This is a genomic window from Bradyrhizobium sp. Bra78, from assembly GCF_024519855.1.
In the GTDB taxonomy this organism is placed as follows: domain Bacteria; phylum Pseudomonadota; class Alphaproteobacteria; order Rhizobiales; family Xanthobacteraceae; genus Bradyrhizobium; species Bradyrhizobium japonicum_G.
On sequence record NZ_JALJRE010000007.1, the window covers coordinates 255,500 to 274,397 of the forward strand.

The window sequence follows — 18,898 nt, forward strand, 5'->3', positions numbered from 1 at the left end:
CCAAGCAAGAGGTTGTTGCGTGTCGCAATCCACGCCCATGATAACAAGGGACGGACGTTTCGCCTACGAAGCCGCGGGCGATCCGGGCGCAATACCCCTGATTTTCCTGCATGGCATCGGCGGCGCGGCGCGAGCCTGGCGGAACCAGCTCGCCACCTTCGGCACCCGCTTTCGCGCGATTGCATGGGACATGCCGGGCTATGGCGGATCGGCTCCGCTCGGCAGCGTCAGCATCGCTGCCCTGGCGGACGCGCTTCAGCAATTCATCGAGCAACTCGGTGTGAGCAGGCCAATTCTGGTTGGCCATTCCATCGGCGGCATGATCGTCCAGAAATGGCTGGTGCAATTTCCGATGCGCGCGCGCGCGGTCGTGCTGGCGCAGACCAGCCCGGCCTTCGGCAAGGCCGACGGCGATTGGCAGAGATCGTTCATCGCGGCGCGGCTTGGCCCGCTCGACCGCGGAGAGACGATGAAGTCGCTGGCACCTTCCCTGGTAAAGGAGCTTGTCGGCGACGATCCCGATCCAAAGGGAATGGAGCTTGCGCGCGAATGCATGGGAAGCGTGCCCGAGGCGAGCTATCGCGCCATGATGCTGGCCTTGATCGGCTTCGACCAACGCAGCACGCTCAAGGACATTTCCGTGCCGACGCTGCTGCTGTCCGGCTCCAAGGACAACAATGCGCCTGCGCCGATGATGGCGAAGACGGCGACCTACATCCCTTCGGCCGAATATGTCGAGCTCGCCGGCGTCGGCCATCTCGCCAATCTTGAGCGACGCGATGCCTTCGACGAGGCCCTCGGCCGGTTCCTGAACTCCGTCGCGATCAAAACGTAAGGCGAGCGCGCAATGACCGTGCAAGTCCGCAAGAACGTCGGCGCAACCGACAAGGTGGCAATGGACGCCCCGATCTTCGATCCCGTGGCATTCCGCCTGAACGACGAGCAGGCCGGCATCATTTCGCGCGCGCGGGAGATCGGGCAGAGCGTGTTCGCTGGCCGCGCGGCGACTTACGATCGCGAGGCAATCTTTCCGACCGAGAATTATCGCGACCTGCACCGGGTCGGCTTGCTCGGCATTGCCGTCCCCAAGGCGCATGGCGGACTCGGCGCGAACTATCAGACCTATGCCTTGGCAGCCGCGGAAATCGGCCGCTATTGCGGCGCGACCGCATTGACCTGGAACATGCACGTCTGCTCGACCCTGTGGTCGGGTCCACTCGCCGACGATCTCGACATGGACGCCGCGACTCGCACCGAGCACGAGCGGCGACGGGCGGTCCACTACAAGCGCATCGTCGAGGACGGGGCGATCTATTCGCAGCCCTTTTCGGAGGGTGGCGCAGCGGCGGCAGGCGGCGTCGCCTTCGGCACGGAGGCAAAGCCCGTGAAGGGCGGCTGGATCGTCAGCGGCAAGAAGATCTTTGCATCGCTGTCAGGCCATGCAGATTATTACGGCGTGCTCTGCACCGAGATCGAGGAAGGCGGGAAAGCCTCGCGCCGCAACACGCTTTATCTCGCCATCTCCGCCAAGTCGGAGGGCGTTTCGGTCGTCGGCGACTGGGATCCGCTCGGCATGCGCGGAACGGTCTCGCGTACGCTGCTGTTCAAGGACGTGTTCGTGCCCGAGGATTCTGCGCTGATGCCGCGCGGCGTCTATTTCCAGGCCGCGATGCGCTGGCCGCACATGTTCCTGACACTGTCGCCGACCTACATGGGCCTGGCACAAGCCGCCTATGACTTCACCGTGCGCTATCTGCGCGGCGAAGTGCCAGGCATGCCGCCGGTCAAGCGCAGGATGTACCCGACCAAGCAGATCGCGGTCGCGCAGATGCAGATCAAGCTCGAGCAGATCAAGGCGATCTGGTTCCAGGCCGTCACGGAAGCGCGCGCCAATCCAAGCAAGGAGCAGGTGCTCCGCGCCTACGCCGCGCAATATTCGGTGATGGAAGGTGCCAATGAGCTCGCCGCGCTCGCGATCCGCACCTGCGGCGGTCAGGCCATGCTCCGCTCGCTGCCGCTGGAGCGCATCTATCGCGACAGCCGCTGCGGCTCGCTGATGCTGCCCTGGACGGCCGAGCTTTGCCTCGACCGGATTGGACGCGAGGCGCTTTACGAGGCCGGCGAAACGGACGACTGACGGTGGACCTGTGTAGTCTGATCGATCGCAACGCGGCGTTCGCGCCAGACAAGACGGCCATTGCCTTCGAAGGGGAACGGCTGAGCTATGCAGCGTTCGCCGCGCGGATCGAGCGGACCGCGACGGCGTTGAAGCAGGAACTCGGCGTCGGCCGGGGCGACCGCGTTGCAATCCTCAGCCTGAACCGGCCGGACTATCTGGTTCTGCTCTATGCCTGCGCGCGGCTCGGCGCGATGCTGGTGCCCCTGAACTGGCGGCTGGCCGTCGCAGAGCAGCTTTTCATTCTCACCAATGCCGGCGCCAAGGTCCTGGTGCTCGAGCAGGCATTTGAGGGGGTTCTTCCCAAGCTTGAGGGGACTGCCGCTGTCGGGCTCGATTTCGAGCCGCCGGGCGGCACGACGTTCGACGACCTGTTGGCACGCAGCGAGGGCAGTGGCCGCAACCCGCACGCCGATCTCTCCTGCCCGCTCCTCGTTGTCTATACGTCAGGAACGACCGGACGGCCGAAAGGCGCGGTGCTACGCCAGGAGGCGCTGTTCTGGAACGGCGTCATGAGCCAGCACATGCACAACATGACATCCGACGATCACATATTGACGGTGCTGCCGCTCTTCCATGTCGGCGGCCTCAACATCCAGACCACGGCAGCGCTCCAACTTGGCGCGACCGTCACGATCCACGCCCGTTTCACGCCGGATACGGCACTCGCGGCCATCGAACGGGAACGACCGACACTGACCGTGATGGTGCCGGCAATCATCCAGGCCGTAACCGAGCATCCCGCCTGGGCTGCCGCCGATCTGTCGTCGCTGAAGGCGGTCGCCACCGGCTCGACCATCGTGCCGCCGCACCTGATCGAGCGCTTCGTCGCACGCGGTGTACCGGTGCTCCAGGTCTATGGTTCGACCGAAACCTGCCCGATCGCGGTTTACACGCGCCTTGGCGGCGACCTTTCACGTGTGGGATCGACCGGTCTTGCCGGCCTGTGCTGTGAGGCAAAGGTGATCGATCAGGCTGGCAACGCGGTGCCGGCGGGCACGCCGGGCGAGATCGCCGTGCGCGGCCCCAACGTGTTCTTTGAATACTGGGGCGATGCGGATGCCACGCGCGATGCGCTGCACGACGGCTGGTATCGCACCGGCGACATCGGCCTGTGCGACGCCGACGGATATTTCTGGGTCCGCGACCGCAAGAAGAACTTGATCATCTCCGGCGGGGAGAACGTCTATCCGGCCGAAGTCGAGCGCGTCCTTCTGGAACATCCCGATGTCAGCGAATGCGCGGTGATCGGCCGGCCCGATCCGCGCTGGGATGAGGTGCCAATCGCCTATGTGATCCCGAGATCGGGATGCCAGCCCGGAGCCGACGAGTTGAGAGCGCACCTTCTGGCACAACTCGCGCGCTACAAGGTACCGCGCGACATCGTCTTCGTCACGGACCTGCCGCGCACGGCGCTCGGCAAGGTTCAGCATTTCCTGCTGAAGCAGATCGATGCGCAGTCGCGCGCACAAGGAGAGACATCTTGAAGATTGCGGTTCTGGGTGGGGGAAACGGCTCTTTCGCGGCCGCAGGCGATTTTGCGCTGTCCGGACATGAGGTCCGGCTCTGGCGCCGCGACGCGGATCAGGTCGCGGCACATCGTGCCGCCGGCTCCGGCATCGTTGTAAAGGATCATAACGGCCGTCACGAGACCAAGCTCGCGCTGGTCACGACCGACATCGCAGAAGCCGTCAACGGCGCGGAGCTGATCCTGTGCCCCGCCCCCGCCTTCGCGCAGCCGGACATCGCCCGGCTGCTTGCTCCACATCTGCGGGATGGACAGGTCGTGTTTCTGCCACCGGCGACGTTCGGCTCGATGATCTTCGCCCAGGCAGCGCGGGACGCCGGCAACCATGCCAAGGCGAGCTTTGCAGAGACCGGCACGTTGCCCTGGCTGACCCGCAAGCACGGGCCATTCGAGGTCGCCATCACCATCCGCGCCAAGCGACTGCCGGTCGGCGTGCTCCCTCTCGAAACTGCTGCACACGCGATCGAAGTGATCGGACGCGCTTTCCCCGATGCGATCGAGCCGTGCGGAGACGCGCTGTCCGGGGCACTGATGAACGCAGGCCCGATCATCCATCCGCCGCTGATCGTGATGAATGCGGGCCCGATCGAACATTTCGAGCGATGGGACATCCACAAGGAGGGAACGCAAGGCGCGATCCGCCGGGTAACCGATGCGCTCGACGCCGAACGCATCGCGGTGCGCGAAGCAATCGGCTACGGCGCGCCGCATTTTCCGCTGGCTCATCACTACGCGAAAGAAGGCGAGATCTGGATGTACGGCCGCGGCTCGCATGATCGCCTGACCGATTCGGGCGACTGGCGCGAACGGATCGTGCTGAGCGAACATCGCTACATGCGCGAGGATTTGCGGCTTGGGCTATCGCTGCTGGTCTCAGTCGCTGGCCTGGCGGGCGTGGCCACGCCGCTCGCAAAGGCTTTCCTGGCGATCGGCGGCGCAATCTGCGGCGAGGATTTCAGCCAGGGCGGCCGAACGCTCGAAACGCTGGGGCTGGGCAATCTCGGCAAGGCCGAACTGCAGACGCTTCTACGCAGGGGATTTTGACCGATGACCAGCCGCACCAACATTGCCTGTCTCGGGGCCGGTCGCATGGGCCGCGGCATCGCCGTCGCGTTCGCTTACGCGGGGCATACGGTCACGATGGTCGATATCAAGGCACGTTCCACGGACGATTTCGCCAAGCTCGAGGCGGACGCGATCGGCGAAGTCAGGACTACCTTTGCCAGCCTGGCGAAGCTGGGGCTGCTGACCGAAGCAGATGTCGATCCGCTCATCGCGAGGGTCTCGGTGGTGCCGGCCAATCAGAGCGGCGCAGCGCTAGCCGAAGCCGGCATCGTCTTCGAGGGCGTTCCGGAAGTCGTTGAGCTCAAGCGCGAGGTGCTGGGAGCGGCTTCAAAACAGGTCGGGCCGGATACGATCATTGCATCGACGACGTCGACCATCCTCGTCGACGATCTCTCCGGCGCGATCGTAAACCCCCGCCGCTTCCTCAATGTGCACTGGCTCAATCCGGCCTATCTGATCCCTCTGGTAGAAGTCTCGCCCGGCAAGGCCACCGATCCGGCCATCATCGACGAGGTCAAGGCGCTGCTCGAAGGCATCGGCAAGGTTCCGGTCGTCTGTGCGGCGACCCCAGGCTTCATCGTCCCGCGCATCCAGGCGCTGGCGATGAACGAAGCCGCGCGCATGGTCGAGGAAGGCGTCGCCAGCGCGGAAGATATCGACAAGGCGATCCGCTACGGGTTCGGCTTCCGCTACGCCGTGCTCGGGCTGCTCGAGTTCATCGACTGGGGCGGCGGCGACATTCTCTACTACGCCAGTCGCTATCTCGAGGGCGCACTCGGCAGCGACCGCTATCGTGCACCTGATGTCATTGCCCGCAACATGCATGAAGGCAAGATCGGTCTACGGACAGGCGCCGGCTTCCTCGATTATTCAGGAATGGACGTCGACGCCTATCGGGTAAAGCGGCTTCAGGCCATGGTCGACCTGCTCCGGCACTTCAACCTGGCTCGCCCGCCGGTGCTCGATCGCGTCTAGCCGAAGACGTCCTGAAGCACGCCTTCGCGAACGACCGCGACGCCGTCCAGTTCGATCGTCGTTCCCATCATCGGCAGGTCGAAATGGCCTGCCGTGTAACGGCCGGCGAATTCGTTGGCGCCGGTCGAGAACAGGAAGTTGCCGGAGACGGCCCGAATCTCCGTGCCATTGGTATCGCGTTGGTCGTACATCGACAGCGCTTCGTAGCGCGCGCCGGGATTCATGCCGAAACCGACATGCGAGACCGCATAGGCTTCGCGATCGCCCCAAGCGGCAAGATAGGCACGCATCATCGCGGCATCCGTACCCTCGCCTTCCAGCTCCACGACATAATCATCCTTCAAGGTCATCTTCACCGGCGACGTCAGGTAGCGCTTGAAGGTGAGGTTGATGTCGCCTGGCGCCATCACCAGCGCGCCGTTGATCGTCCCGCTCTTGGGGAAGCTGACGACGATGCCGCCCGGCCAATGCGCCAGCGTGCCGGGCTTGTCCGTCCAGCCCCAGACGCCGACGGTCGAGGCACCGACCATGTCGACGTCGAGCGCCGTGCCGGCCTTCGATGTCACCCGCATCCGCTTGGTCCCACGCAGCATCTTCGCCGCCGCGCGGACGCGCTTCTCGAGCGCGGAATCCGGCACCATCCGCTCCAGCGCCTCGGGATGCTCGTTGGAAATCACAAGGATGCGCGCGCCGGCCTTCAGTATCTCGGGCGTCTCCACCGCATGCATCAGGCCTTCGATGGTGCAATCCACGACAAAACCCGCTTGCTGAAGCGCCGTGATAACCGGACCAAGCCGCTGGATCGCCTCGCTCGCCCCTGTCGAGCGAACCGGAACGATATTGCGGTTTCGCGGCGTCGGCATCACCACGTGGAACGGCCGCGCCCCCATTCGCAGCAGCGCAAGCTCCGCAAGGTGAACATTCAGCGCGCGTGACTGGGTTTCCGAGAGGATCGCCGCAGTATCGCCGGACTTGACGGCGCATCGCTCAAAAATCTCGCAAAACGCGTCGATCCATTTTGCCTCGATGCGATCCGCCAGCATGGTTCACTCCCGATCTTCTGGTTTCTCGTTAGTCAGATCACGTTTCGGGGAAGCCCCGTAAAAGGTACGATCGCAAGGCACCCAACAGGCCGTTCAGGATCAACCCCAAGAGCGAGATCGTGATCAACGGCACGAACATGTCGACAGCCTGAAAGGTCCGGGCTGCCGTCACGAGCACATGGCCCAGCCCGTCCGTCGACGTGATCATCTCGGCCAGAAACACCACGATGCAGGAAATGACAAGGCCGATCCGGCAGCCGGTCAGGATCGACGGCATCGCCGCCGGCAGCACCACCTTGAAAAGGATCTCGTAGCGCGGTGTGCCGGCCGCCATGGCCGACCAGATCAGCTTCTGCTCGACGGTCGACGCACCATAGTAAGTCGAGAGCAGAATGGGAAAGAGCGCATCCGCCGCCACCAGCGTGATCTTCGATCCGTGACCGAAACCGAGCAGCAGCAACAGCGCCGGGTAGAGCGCGACTTTAGGCAAAGGCGCCAAAACCCGAACGATCGGCCGAACCACGGCATTGATCGCGGGACTGGCGGCGGCGGCGATGCCGATGCTCACGCCGAGCACCACCGCGATCGCGAAACCGGCAAACAGCCGGATCAGGGTTGCCGCGATCTCCTGCTGGTATGTCCACGTCACGAGTTGCTGGGCCAGCCGGCCGAAGACGAAACCCGGCGGCGGCAGCTGGACCGCAGGCGCAAAGCCGAATGACACGAGGCCTTGCCACACCGCGATCACCAGCACGATCGGCGCAAGCCCAAGAATGACGTTTGCTGGGAGAAAGCGCGATGTCATGAGAAGCTCAGCGGCAGGTCGAACTGAGGCTCTGACCAGCGCACCAGCCGTGCGCGGACCCGCTCGAAGATCGCATCGAGGCAGATACCCATCGCTCCCACGATGATGATCATCGCATAGACGGTGTCGTATTGGCCCATGTCGAGCGCGTTGAACAGGATATTGCCGGCGCCGGACTGGCGGGCGATCATCTCGCTGGTGATCATCGTGATCAGCGCCAGCACGAGTCCCGTGCGGCAACCGGTCAGAATTTCGGGAAGCGCCGCCGGCAGCACAATCCGGACCAGCCGTTGCGCCGGCGAAAGCCCCATTGCGGCGCCCGACCATAGCATCTTCTCTTCCACCGCCTTGGCGCCCTCAAAGCTGTGATAGATCACGGGCAGGCTGACGCCGAGGAAGATCACCAGCGTCTTCGTGACGTCGCCGACGCCGAGCCACAGCATGATGATCGGCATCAAGGCTGCCTTCGGAACCGGGTAGATCACCATCAGGAGCGGATTGAAGAAGGCGGCCACCGCGCGGCTGCGGCCCATCAACAGACCTAGTGGAATGGAAACCATCACCGCCACACCAAATCCGATCGCCATGCGGCGAAGCGAAGCCAGGATATTGATCAGCGCTTCCTTGTCCCCGAGGATATCCGGGATTGCACGGATCGCCTCGATCGCCGTCGGGAAGCTGTCGTTCTTCAGCGCGAATGACGCAGCCTGCCATGCCGCCAGAAGCCCGATGCAGGCAAACACCGGCGCGGCACGCTTGGCCAGGGCCGCTAGCGACATCATGACGGCGATCCGGTCTCTTCGACCTCATCGAACATGCGCTCGATATCGACGACGTATTTCTGGTACCGCGAATCGAGCAACAGCTCGTTGCGACGCCGCGGCCGCGGCAGATCGATGTCGATCACCTGCCGAATGCGGCCGGGCGACTTCGACATCATCACGACCTTGTCCGACAGGAAGACGGCCTCGTCGACCGAATGGGTGACGAACAACACCGTCTTGCGGTCGCGCTCCCAGATATTCAACAGATCGTTCTGCAAGCGCGTTCGGGTGTGAGCATCGAGCGCACCGAACGGTTCGTCCATCAACAGAACCTCAGGATGGTAAGCCAGCGTCCGAGCCAGCGCCACACGCTGCTTCATGCCGCCCGACAGCTCCTTGGGATAGAAGTTCTCGTAGCCCTTGAGGCCGACCATCTCGATCAAGGCCCGGCTTTGTGCTTCTGCCTCGCTGGGGCGCATGCCCTGCTGACGCGGGCCATACATCACGTTGCCCAGCACCGTCTTCCACGGAAACAACGCAAATTCCTGAAACACCGGACCGCGATCAGGCCCCGGCCCCGTGATCGGCCGCCCCTTTATCTTCGCCGAGCCGCTGGTCGGAGTAACGAAACCGCCGACGATGTAAAGCAGCGTCGACTTGCCACAGCCGGACGGACCAAGGATCGAGACGAACGCTCCGTCGTCGATCGTCAGCGAGATGTCGGATAGCGCCACATGATCCTTGCGCGCCGAGGTCTGGAAGACCTGCGACACGCGGTCGATCTCGATGATCACGGAAGCCGGCTCTTGTGACGTCACCGGTCTCACCCATTCGCTCGATCTCGAAGGCACAACCTTCATCCCGCCTCTCGCTTCACTCACGCGCGGACATCACGCAACCGATGTGCTGAATGTGCACCATCAGCGGCAGGAGCACAGCAAGAAACTTGCCAGACCACCGGCTGTTTCCGGGCACGTGAACTGCGTCATTCGAACCAGGGCCATTCGGCGGGTCCCTCATGCGTGACGGCTCCGCCCGGTGCCTGGCCAACCAATCGCGCATATTTCGCGAGCGCGCCTGCGCGGTGGCGAGGCGGACGTGGCTTCCAATCGTGTCGGCGCGCGTCAAGTTCCTGCTCGTCGACCAGCATATCCATCCGCCGATTTGCGGCGTCGATCCGGATCCTGTCGCCATCGCGAACCAGTGCCAGCGGACCACCAATGAAGGCCTCGGGAGATACATAGCCGATGCACATTCCGCGAGTGGCGCCGGAGAACCGTCCATCGGTGATCAAGGCCACCTTTTCGCCCATACCCTGCCCGTAGATCAGCGCCGTGACGCCGAGCATCTCGCGCATGCCGGGACCGCCGACCGGCCCCTCATTGCGGATCACGAGCACCTCGCCCGCCTTGTAGCTGCGGTCGCGAACCGCTGCGACGCAAGCCTCCTCGTCCTCGAAAACGCGCGCCACGCCCTCGAAGAACTGGCTCTTCAGGCCCGCGATCTTGATGACCGCGCCGTCAGGACAGAGATTGCCCTTCAGCACGGCCACGCCACCATCGGGCATGATTGGCGCGCGCACGGTGTAAATGACCTCGCCGTCCGGGGTATTGGACGCGCCATATTCCTCGGCGAGCGTTCGGCCCGTGACCGACAAGCAGCTGCCATCGATATGCCCGCTCTGGATCAACTCGCGGATCACAACGGCCGCGCCGCCGATATCGTAGACGTCTTTCGCCGTATATTTGCCTCCCGGCCGCAGGTTTCCGATCAGCGGCGTCCTTGCAAAAACTTCACCGACATCATCGATCGTGAATGCAATGCCGGCCTCGTTCGCGATCGCCGGCAGATGCAGCGCGGCATTGGTCGAACCGCCGGTGGCGGCCACGATCGCCGCGCCGTTTTCCAGGGATTTCCGCGTCACGATGTCGCGCGGCGACGGCCCGCCGCGCTCCAACATCTCCATGATCAGGCGTCCGGCGCGCCGGGATATCTGCGCACGCTCGGCATAGATGCCCGGCACCATCGACACGTTGGGAATGGTGAGGCCCATCGCCTCCGACACCATCCCCATGGTGTTCGCGGTGAACTGGCCGGCACAGGCACCGATGGTCGGCAGGCAGGCCCGCTCGATCCGCTCGAGCGTGGCGCCGTCGATCTCTCCGGTCATGAAGCTGCCGACAGCCTCGTAGGAGTCCAGCACGGTCAGGGTCCGCCCGTCCACGCGCCCCGGCAGCGAGCTGCCGCCATAGATGAAAATGGACGGCACGTTGCAACGGACCATGCCCATCATCACGCCGGGAAGCGTCTTGTCGCATCCGCCGTACCCGATCAGCGCATCGTAGGCGAGACCATGGACGACGGCTTCGATCGAGTCGGCAATCAGCTCCCGTGAAAACAGGGAGAACTTCATCCCCTCGTGATTCATGCTGATGCCGTCGGAAACCGACACGGTCGAAAACTCGCGCGGCGTACCGCCGGCCTCCTCGATTCCCGTCTTGGCCGCAGCGACCTGAAAGTCGTGGGTCATGTTGCAGGGCGTCTGCTCGCCCTTCATGCTGACGACGCCGACCATCGGCCTCTCGATCGCAGCGTCGTCGAGCCCCATTGCACGCATGAATGCGCGGTGCGGGGCCCGGTCGAGGCCATCTGTCGTGACCCGTGATCGCAGCTTCTTCATACTTGCATCTTCTTCATGCAACGCCCCGGATCATCCGGGGACGCCGCGACATCCTCATTCGGATCATTCGCTCCGTCGTCTATTGCAGCGGCGCGACGATCGTCGGATGCTTGAATTGGGCGACGTCCAGTTTTGGCAGCATTCCCGTCTCGGCATAGATGTCCAGCATCTTCTGGATCGCGGGGAAATTCGGTGCCGCACCCGGATCCCGGCCGAAATCATTGTCCTTGAGCAGATAGGTATCGAGAACCGGAACAGGTGCCTTCAGAACTTCGTTGACGACCTTCAGCGTCTCTTCGCGATTGGCCAGCGCTTTCTTCATGCCAGAGGTAATGTCCCGCACATAAGCCTTCGCCAACTCCGGATTCTTGTCGACGAAATCGGCCCGGCAGGCTTCCAGGATGTGCACGATGTTCGGCATGGCTTGCGACAGCGAGAACAGCTTGCGAGTGCCGCCCTTCGCCTCCGCGCGCGCGGCAAACGGCTGGTTCATGTTGACCGCATCGACGCGCCCCTGCCGCAATGCATCTTCGGAGACGGCAAAGCCGACCTCGACCAGCTTGATGTCCTTGGTCGGGTCCACGCCATTCTGCTTCAGGAGCAGATTGAACGGGCCTTGCGTGCCGCCGCCGATCACGGAAATCCCGACCGTCTTGCCCTTGAGATCGGCGATCGTCTTGATCGGCGAGTCGTCCATGACCGCCCAGTAGACCGAGAAGCCGCCGGGCTTCTCGAAGACGTGCTGCGCCACGATGTAGGCCTTGAGGTTACCCCCAACCACGCCGTTGGCGAGCGACAGCGGCGCCTGCGTTGCGCAATCCAGCGCGCCGGCCGCCAATGCCTGCGTCATCGGCGCAGTACCCTGAAATTGGGTCCATTCGATATTGTATGTCTTGCCGATATTGGGAAATTCAGCCGGGCGGCGCATCATCCAGTACTTGGATTCCTCGGCCGGAATCGTCCAGCCGACGCGGATCGTCTGCTGTGCCCATGACGGACCTGAGCCCGCAATCGCGGCCGCAGCCGCCCCCAATGCCAGGATCCATCTCGAAACGGTTCGCATCGTGCCCACTCCGCTGCTCCGGCGCCAACCGCGCCACCAACCCGACCCGGGCAAATGTTTCATGGTTCAAACAATCAGGCAAGCCATGCGGACCGGGCGGTTTCGCCGTCAGATCCGCCATGTATGGTAAATCGGCGGGCGCGCAGCATTGCGCCGCGGCGGAAGGAGGCAACCTATGGCTGATGCGAGCAAGTCAAACCCGCAAGGAGTCGAGAGGCTCGGCTATCTCGGCCTTGGACTGATGGGCGCTCCGATGACCCGGCGCCTGCTCAAGGCTGGCCATCAGGTCAATGTCTGGAACCGCTCGGAAGGCAAGGTGGCCGCACTCGTCGAGGCCGGCGCCAGGCGCGCAGCGGCCCCACGCGACTTGATGGAGAGCTCGAGCATCATTTTCATGTGCGTGACGGATGCCGCCGCCGTCGAAGAGGTGATCTTCGGACCCGACGGCGTTTCAACCGCTCCCGGCGCAGGAAAGCTCATAGTCGATTTCTCGTCGATCCACCCTGACGCCGCACGGGACCTCGCGGCGCGACTGAAAGCTGCGAACGGAGCTGGCTGGATCGACGCACCGGTATCCGGCGGCACCAAGGGGGCCGAGGAAGGCACCCTTGCAATCATGGCCGGCGGAGAGGCAGCCGACATCGAGAGGGTTCGGCCCTATGTGCTCGCTATGGCGCGCAGGCTCACCCTCATGGGTCCGACTGGTGCCGGCCAGACTACGAAGCTATGCAATCAGGTGATCGTCGGATGCGCGATGGCTGTTCTCGCGGAAGCAACACGCCTTGCCGTGAACGCCGGAATCGACGCCCACCGGTTGCCCGAAGCGCTCGCCGGCGGCTTCGCAGATTCCATTCCGCTCCAACTGTTCGTACCGCGGATGGTCCAGGGCATTCATTCGCCGCCGCTCGGTCACATTGCGACGATGCTCAAGGACCTGGATACGGTCGCCGATGTCGCACAGACGACGTCGACGCCGGTGCCCATGGCCTCGCTTGCGGGACAACTTTTCAGGCTCGCCAAGGCCGCACGAGGCGCGGACGCGGATGCGCTCGAGATCTACAAGCTGTCGGCGCCGGAGCGCTGAGCCGTCGAGCGCGAACTGAAGCACGCTAAGGTGCCTTCTTGCCCGCCTCGTCGACCAGAAACCGGCCAAACGTCCCCCGCGCGAAGAGCAGCGGCTCTTCCGCATTGTAAGTATAGGCCTCGACCGCACCGAGGAAGATCACGTGGTCGCCGCCGTAATAGCGATTGACCGAGCGGCATTGAAAATTGGCGACGCTCTCGGCGAGCACCGGCGCATTGCCGAGGCCCGGGGTCCAGTCCACACCGGTGAACTTGTCGTCCGACGATTTGGCGAATTTGCTCGCAAGCGCCTGTTGCGAAGCGCCGAGCACGTTGACAATGAAATGACTGGCGTTCTGGAAGATGGTCAAACTGGAGGAATAGACGACGAGGCTCCAGAGAACCAGCGGAGGATTCAGCGAGACCGAGGCGAACGAATTGCACGTCAGGCCATAGGGCTTGCCGTCAGGGGCCGCAGCCGTGATGATCGTCACGCCCGTGGCGTAGGTACCGAGCGCATTGCGAAAATCGCGAGGATCGATCGACGAGCTGTCGCTCGCGAATTCGTTGGCTGGATCGGGAACGGCCGGCTGCTTCGGCAGATCATTCATCGTCCGGCCTCACAGCGTGAGATTCTCGGACGGCAGCCCCAGCGCCACGCGTCCATAATTGGTTCCGGCCGCATCGAAATTGAACGCCAGATGCGAGTTGATCGCATGCGCATCGCGGAACTGCCGCTGCAATACGCCCGTCGTGAACAGGCCCCGCGCTCCGCTCGCGGCAAACAGCATCGAGACCGCATCGGTGCACAAGTTCACCGAAAAAGCCCCGTCGCGCCGATATCTGGTCTTGGTTGCCATATCGGCGACATGACCGCGCCGTGCATCTTCCATGGCATTCAGACAGGCTGAGCGCATAATGAGGTGTGCAGCGTCGATCTTTGCCGAGGCCTCCGCGATCTTGATCTGTGTGCTCTGAAAGTCGCTCAGCTTGGCGCGGTTGTAGGTAGAAATGCGGTGACGGGCGACCTCCACATAATCGTCGAGACACGCCCGCGCGTTCCCCAGCGCGACACCGGAGAGGACGTAAGGAAACAGCGAGAACACGGGGAGCGCATACAGAGGATTAGGATTGAGCTTGCTTCCCGGAGTCGGGCCGCCGGCAAGATCGCCCACCGCGACTGTCATGTAGTCGGCCACGAAAGCGTCCTTGACCTCGACGTCGCAAGACCCCGTCCCGCGCAGTCCCGCGACGTTCCAGGTGTCGAGGACCTTGTAGTCGCCTTTCGGCAACAGAAATATCCGATACTCGATGCCGTCTGCCTCATCGTCGGAGTAAACCACGCTCGCAAGCATGTTCCATGCGCAGGAGGCGACGCCCGAGGAGAATGGCCAGCTGCCATGGAGCCGGTATCCGCCCTCGACTCTCGTGGCGCGTCCGGCGGGAAATATGAACGAGGATGCGATCAGCGCGTCCGGATCGTGGCCCCAGACCAGATCCTGCGCTTTCTGCTCGAACATGCCGAGCATCCAGTGATGGCTCGCCAGATTGGCAAGATTCCACGCCACTGACGCATCCGCCCGCCCGAGCAGTTCGGCGCAGTCGACAAGAGCGACATAGTCGAGCTCGGCGCCGCCGATGCGGCTCGGCTGGAGCATCCGGAACAGGCCGGCTTCGTGGAGATCCTTTTCGGTTTCCGGCGGGAGTTGCCGCAGCTCTTCCGTCCGCGCCGCCCGCTCTCGCAGCCGTGGTACGAGAGCCCGGGCGTTCGCCATCATCGCAGCATAGGCACGTTCAGCGGTTTCCGGCCCGTTGGGCTGGCCCATGCTCGGCTCTCGACCAGACGCCATTCGTGTCCCTCGCTCTGGCACATTTATGCGGCGGGAACTTTATCAAATCAAGCGGACGGGCGATGCCGGCCCCCGTGCTGGCCCCATGGGATCGAACCTCTCAGGCTCAAACCGAACTCTATGGCTTGCCTGGTCCAAAGACACCCTTTTGGCTGAGCTCCGAAATCCGGTGGGCGTCATAGCCAAGCGTATCGCGCAGCACGTCTTGGGTATGTTCACCCAACAGCGGTGCCGCGACGGGATCAATCGCGCCTGTCAGGCCCATGGTAATCGGGGTCTCGATGTTTGGAACCCATTCCGCGGTAGGATGTGGAATTCGGCTCAAGCGATGACGCTCGCGAGCCTCCGGTGCATTGAACCCCTCTTCAACCGTCCGAAGATAGCCGACCGGGATACTGGCCAGCTTCATCTTCGCCATCCAGTTCTCGAGGGTATCGCCCGCAAAGACCTCCGCGATGGCTGCTCGCAAAAGCTCCTTGTTCTCGGAGCGGGCTTTGCGCGTTGCAAACTGCGGATCGGTAATGAGATCGGGCCTGTTCAGCACCTCGACAACCAGTCTGCGATAGAGCCGATCGTTGGCACACGCCATGTAGAGCGGCCCATCGGAGGCTTCGTAGACACCGACGGTGGGAGACCCGCTCGGCGAATTGCCGAACCGCCCCGGATTCTCGCCGTTGATCAGATAGGCCATGCCGTAGAAGCCCGTCATTCCCATTGCGACGTCGAACAAGGCGACCTCGACATGCTGGCCGCGACCGAGCCGATCCCGCGCCAACAGCGCCAGCAGGATCGCGTTGCAGGCAGACATCCCCGTCGCCATGTCCACGATGGGTGGGCCGGTACGAACCGCCGGGCCATCGGCAAATCCGTTGAGCGACATGAACCCGCTTTCCGCCTGCGTGATCGGATCAAAACCGGGACGCGCGGCAAACGGTCCGGTGCGCCCGTAGGCGGAGATCGAGCAATAGACCAGCCGCGGATTGAGCGGCGCAACAGCATCATAGTCGAGGCCAAATTTCTTCATGACCCCGGTGGAAAAGTTCTCGACGACCACATCGGCCTTGCGAATCAGATCCAGTGCAATTTCACGGGCCTCTGGCACGCTAAGGTCGAGCGCGATGCCGCGCTTGTTGCGGTTGAGGCTCAGATAGGCAGCACTCTCTCCGCCGATTTCGGCGTGTTCATACGCACGCGTGTCGTCGCCACCGTCTGGATTCTCGATCTTGATGACGTGCGCGCCGAAATCGGCAAGCGTCTGCGTGCAGGCCGGGCCGGCAACCACACGCGTGAAATCAATAACCAGCAGGCCTTCGAGCGCAGCTGGCCCTCCCGTCGCCCGCGGCGAACGTTCGGGCAGTTGAGGCTTGGTGGGCATCGATAACGCTCCCTTGCATCGGCTTATGGCCGCCGAATTTCCCGCGAGAGCAAACTTAAAGCCCGCCACCGCCCGCTTCGCAAGTGCCTCACCGGCATCGCTTGAATACGCAAAAATGGGCCCGGCAGCGGTCAAGCTGCCGGGCCCTCTGACATTCCAGGCGGACGAGGTTGTGCTTCATCTCACAACTGGCCATTCTGCATCGCAAAAGCACGTTCCGCACGCCGGGAAAACTTGCTCAGCGAAGCCTCTTTCGCCAATAAAGCGTATGCGCCCAGGCCCACGGCACTTCCGGCTCGAAGAGCCGATAGCCCGCCTGGATGAAGTTATTCGCAGACGTCGGATTGTCCGTCGTATCTGAGACGATGCTGTCCCATCCGATAAGCCGCCCCCTCGCCTCGACCACACGCATCAATCTGCGCTGAAGTCCCCGTCCCCAATGCCGTTGCAAGACCCCGACCCTGGAGAAATAGCCGCCATTTCTGACGTGCGTCGATGGAAGAACGCCGGCGAAAGCGACCGCATCGTCACCGTGATAGGCCAGCCACCACGTTCCCAACTCGAATTGAGGCATGACAGCCGCGTCGAAGAACGTCAACTGATGCAGATCAGACAATGTGTCGGCGACGTCGTCATCGGATGCATCGACAATGCGAATTCTGTACATGAGACGGCTCGTCAGTGGGATGATGTGAGCGCAAGCGCCGCAATGTCACCGCCGCGAAGGCTCATTTGCCCAGCACGACCTTGACACCCAGCCAGACCGCCCCCATCAGGCCGGTGGCGATCTTGTCGCTGAAGAGCTTGAAGCCGTGACCGAGGCCGAGGCTGGCGATCTTTCCCTCGATCAGCCGCTTGGAAGATTGCGCCAGCGTGCGCTGCGCCTCGCGGATACAAACCGCGAGCGTACCGCGCTCGGCCTGGCAGGTCTCGACCAGAAGCTCGCCGAAGAAATGCGATTTGCCCGAGCCCCGCCCACCGTAGACGCCCTTGTAGCGGGTGGGTTTCAACAGCGGTTCGAAGATTTTCGCCGTCGGAATTTTCAGGATGGACAATGGATGCGCTCGCTCGCCCTCGGCAGGCCGGTGCGCCTGCGCCACATCGTGGTCCAGTCTTCGTTGTTGGACGGCATTTCACCGGCAACGCCGGACCAGCAAGCAGACCAGGAACCAGCGAAAGCATCATCAAGACCAAAAAACCCGCGGCCGATCGCTCGGCGCGGGCTAAACCTACTCTTCTTGATGATGCCATTCTGCCGGTGTTTTGCCCGACGAGTCAAACGGCAACTCCGACTGAACTGGAAAATGAGTTCTACGACAACTCAAGCACCGGCCCCACCGTCAGCGTCGCCCGAGCTCCCCGGATGCACGATGATCCGCTCGATCCGGTGAATCAATTCCAGCACGCCGTCCTCGCCGTTCTCGATCGGCTGTGCGGCCTTGCCCCAGCCGCGATCGAGGATCGCATTGGCGGCCGAGACACGGGCGGCCGGCGTTGCGTCGTCGCTGCACATGACGCCGACGAGCACCTTGAGTGCAGTTCTGGTGTGGCTGCGCGCGAGCGAGCGGATTTCGGTCAGGGTGCGCGCGCTGGACGTCTTCCTTCGCGCGGGCAAGCGGACCGGCTCGCTCACAACCGCGTATTGGATCTCCTCGCTCAAGAAAAAATCTCCCACAACACGATTGCAACCAGGCCCGCGAGCGCGAGCGATATCAGATAGGCTGTCATGACCTCTCCTTGAGAAAGAAATGCGCGGCAGATCGCGTGACGAAGCGCGATCGTTTCGGGCGCGAACCCTATCTCCGTTCCCGGAAGACCGCAGCGGCGCGAGCAACAGGCCCGGCGCCGCGGACCGGCACGTTCGCGCGTGCGCGGCCAGCAATGGTTCGGACGGCGGCGCGCCGATCGGCGCTCCGGGTTTGACGAGTGCGTGGCCGGATGCGCGGCCACCGTCCGATCTCGAAATCGAGACGAAAAAACCCGCAGCGGATGCGTTCCGCGCGGGTGAACCAAACTCGTCTCGATGATGGCATTATGCCGGTGTGTTGCCCGACGTGTCAAACACCGGTCGTTCGACCACGCCGTACAGGAACATATGTGATGGCCGTCGCGTTACTCCTCCATCAGGAAGGACGTTGGCGCGATGACTCATACTGTGCTGGTTGTCGACGACGATCCCGGCGTGCTCGACGTCCTCGTCGGCATGCTGGAGGATCTCGGCTGCAACGTCGTCAGCGCCCAAAGCGGCCCGGATGCGCTCGATCAGCTCAAGCAGAACCAGAATATCTCCATCCTCATCACGGACATCAACATGCCAGGCATGGACGGCCATGAGCTGGCCGAGCTGGCCAGCCGCGGCCACCCGGAGCTGAAGATCTTGCAACTCTCGGGTCGCGAGCCTCGGCGCGACGGCCTTCCGATGATCCGGAAACCGTTTTCGTTCGAGGAACTCGCCAGCACCATGCAGCGAACCACCGGCATTTGCTGAACGTCGCATGCTCAAAACAAAACC

The 18,898-nt window shown here is 63.1% G+C and carries 18 protein-coding genes and 1 pseudogene; 7 read left to right on the forward strand and 12 right to left on the reverse strand.

The genetic code is table 11. From position 1 onward, the window contains the following. Positions 1-19 precede the first annotated feature (19 nt). Genes OC450_RS18115 through OC450_RS18135 form a run of 5 tightly spaced genes read left to right on the forward strand, consistent with a single transcriptional unit; the run spans position 20 to position 5,744 of the window. Complete coding sequence (locus OC450_RS18115; RefSeq protein ID WP_410050517.1) at positions 20-835, forward strand: alpha/beta fold hydrolase; 816 nt, start codon at positions 20-22, stop codon at positions 833-835. A gap of 12 nt (positions 836-847) precedes the next feature. After that, the gene (locus OC450_RS18120) at positions 848-2,137 is read left to right on the forward strand and encodes an acyl-CoA dehydrogenase family protein (protein WP_262048384.1); all 1,290 of its coding nucleotides are present in this window, start codon (positions 848-850) and stop codon (positions 2,135-2,137) included. A 2-nt stretch (positions 2,138-2,139) separates the two neighbouring features. Then, on the forward strand, positions 2,140-3,663 hold the full coding sequence (locus OC450_RS18125) for a class I adenylate-forming enzyme family protein (protein ID WP_211384901.1): 1,524 nt from the start codon (positions 2,140-2,142) through the stop codon (positions 3,661-3,663). Then, a complete protein-coding gene (locus tag OC450_RS18130) occupies positions 3,660-4,748 on the forward strand; it encodes an NAD/NADP-dependent octopine/nopaline dehydrogenase family protein (RefSeq protein ID WP_262048385.1) in 1,089 nt (362 codons plus the stop codon). The genes OC450_RS18125 and OC450_RS18130 overlap by 4 nt, the downstream gene beginning before the upstream one ends. 3 nt (positions 4,749-4,751) lie before the next feature. Further along, on the forward strand, positions 4,752-5,744 hold the full coding sequence (locus tag OC450_RS18135; RefSeq protein WP_211384899.1) for a 3-hydroxybutyryl-CoA dehydrogenase: 993 nt from the start codon (positions 4,752-4,754) through the stop codon (positions 5,742-5,744). On the opposite strand, the gene OC450_RS18140 is transcribed toward OC450_RS18135, so the two are convergent. The 6 genes from OC450_RS18140 to OC450_RS18165 form a co-directional block, all read right to left on the reverse strand. After that, positions 5,741-6,787 carry a peptidase M29 gene (locus OC450_RS18140; RefSeq protein WP_256809001.1) on the reverse strand — a complete coding sequence of 349 codons (1,047 nt, stop codon included), beginning with the start codon at positions 6,785-6,787 and terminating at the stop codon, positions 5,741-5,743. The genes OC450_RS18135 and OC450_RS18140 overlap by 4 nt on opposite strands. A 37-nt stretch (positions 6,788-6,824) precedes the next feature. Beyond that, positions 6,825-7,592: an ABC transporter permease gene (locus tag OC450_RS18145; RefSeq protein WP_262048386.1), complete on the reverse strand. Its 768-nt coding sequence runs from the start codon at positions 7,590-7,592 to the stop codon at positions 6,825-6,827. After that, positions 7,589-8,374 (reverse strand): ABC transporter permease, encoded by a 786-nt coding sequence (locus tag OC450_RS18150; RefSeq protein WP_256809002.1) that lies wholly within the window; start codon positions 8,372-8,374, stop codon positions 7,589-7,591. Before OC450_RS18150 ends, OC450_RS18145 begins: the two co-directional genes overlap by 4 nt. Continuing rightward, a complete protein-coding gene (locus OC450_RS18155) occupies positions 8,371-9,216 on the reverse strand; it encodes an ABC transporter ATP-binding protein (protein WP_211384895.1) in 846 nt (281 codons plus the stop codon). Before OC450_RS18155 ends, OC450_RS18150 begins: the two co-directional genes overlap by 4 nt. Positions 9,217-9,341: 125 nt before the next feature. Next, a complete protein-coding gene (gene ilvD / locus OC450_RS18160; protein ID WP_211384894.1) occupies positions 9,342-11,036 on the reverse strand; it encodes a dihydroxy-acid dehydratase in 1,695 nt (564 codons plus the stop codon). 79 nt (positions 11,037-11,115) lie between these two features. Next, the gene (locus OC450_RS18165; RefSeq protein ID WP_211384893.1) at positions 11,116-12,099 is read right to left on the reverse strand and encodes an ABC transporter substrate-binding protein; all 984 of its coding nucleotides are present in this window, start codon (positions 12,097-12,099) and stop codon (positions 11,116-11,118) included. A gap of 148 nt (positions 12,100-12,247) precedes the next feature. Here OC450_RS18165 and OC450_RS18170 point away from each other — a divergent pair, with 148 nt between their 5' ends. Next, the gene (locus OC450_RS18170) at positions 12,248-13,183 is read left to right on the forward strand and encodes an NAD(P)-dependent oxidoreductase (RefSeq protein ID WP_249129184.1); all 936 of its coding nucleotides are present in this window, start codon (positions 12,248-12,250) and stop codon (positions 13,181-13,183) included. A gap of 25 nt (positions 13,184-13,208) precedes the next feature. On the opposite strand, the gene OC450_RS18175 is transcribed toward OC450_RS18170, so the two are convergent. The 6 genes and pseudogenes from OC450_RS18175 to OC450_RS18200 form a co-directional block, all read right to left on the reverse strand. After that, positions 13,209-13,772, reverse strand: a complete 564-nt coding sequence (locus OC450_RS18175; RefSeq protein ID WP_211384892.1) for a flavin reductase family protein — start codon at positions 13,770-13,772, stop codon at positions 13,209-13,211. 9 nt (positions 13,773-13,781) lie between these two features. Then, positions 13,782-14,987: an acyl-CoA dehydrogenase family protein gene (locus OC450_RS18180; RefSeq protein ID WP_249129183.1), complete on the reverse strand. Its 1,206-nt coding sequence runs from the start codon at positions 14,985-14,987 to the stop codon at positions 13,782-13,784. Between the two features lie 142 nt (positions 14,988-15,129). Beyond that, complete coding sequence (locus tag OC450_RS18185; protein ID WP_262048387.1) at positions 15,130-16,386, reverse strand: CaiB/BaiF CoA transferase family protein; 1,257 nt, start codon at positions 16,384-16,386, stop codon at positions 15,130-15,132. A gap of 238 nt (positions 16,387-16,624) precedes the next feature. Beyond that, positions 16,625-17,053 (reverse strand): GNAT family N-acetyltransferase, encoded by a 429-nt coding sequence (locus OC450_RS18190; RefSeq protein ID WP_211384890.1) that lies wholly within the window; start codon positions 17,051-17,053, stop codon positions 16,625-16,627. 112 nt (positions 17,054-17,165) lie between these two features. After that, positions 17,166-17,441, reverse strand: a pseudogene (locus OC450_RS18195) (phage terminase large subunit); the annotation flags it as partial. A 266-nt stretch (positions 17,442-17,707) separates the two neighbouring features. Continuing rightward, the gene (locus tag OC450_RS18200; protein ID WP_211384888.1) at positions 17,708-18,046 is read right to left on the reverse strand and encodes a hypothetical protein; all 339 of its coding nucleotides are present in this window, start codon (positions 18,044-18,046) and stop codon (positions 17,708-17,710) included. Positions 18,047-18,529: 483 nt separating this feature from the next. Between OC450_RS18200 and OC450_RS18205 the strand changes: the two genes are divergently transcribed. Continuing rightward, complete coding sequence (locus OC450_RS18205) at positions 18,530-18,874, forward strand: response regulator (protein ID WP_211384887.1); 345 nt, start codon at positions 18,530-18,532, stop codon at positions 18,872-18,874. Positions 18,875-18,898: the final 24 nt, after the last annotated feature.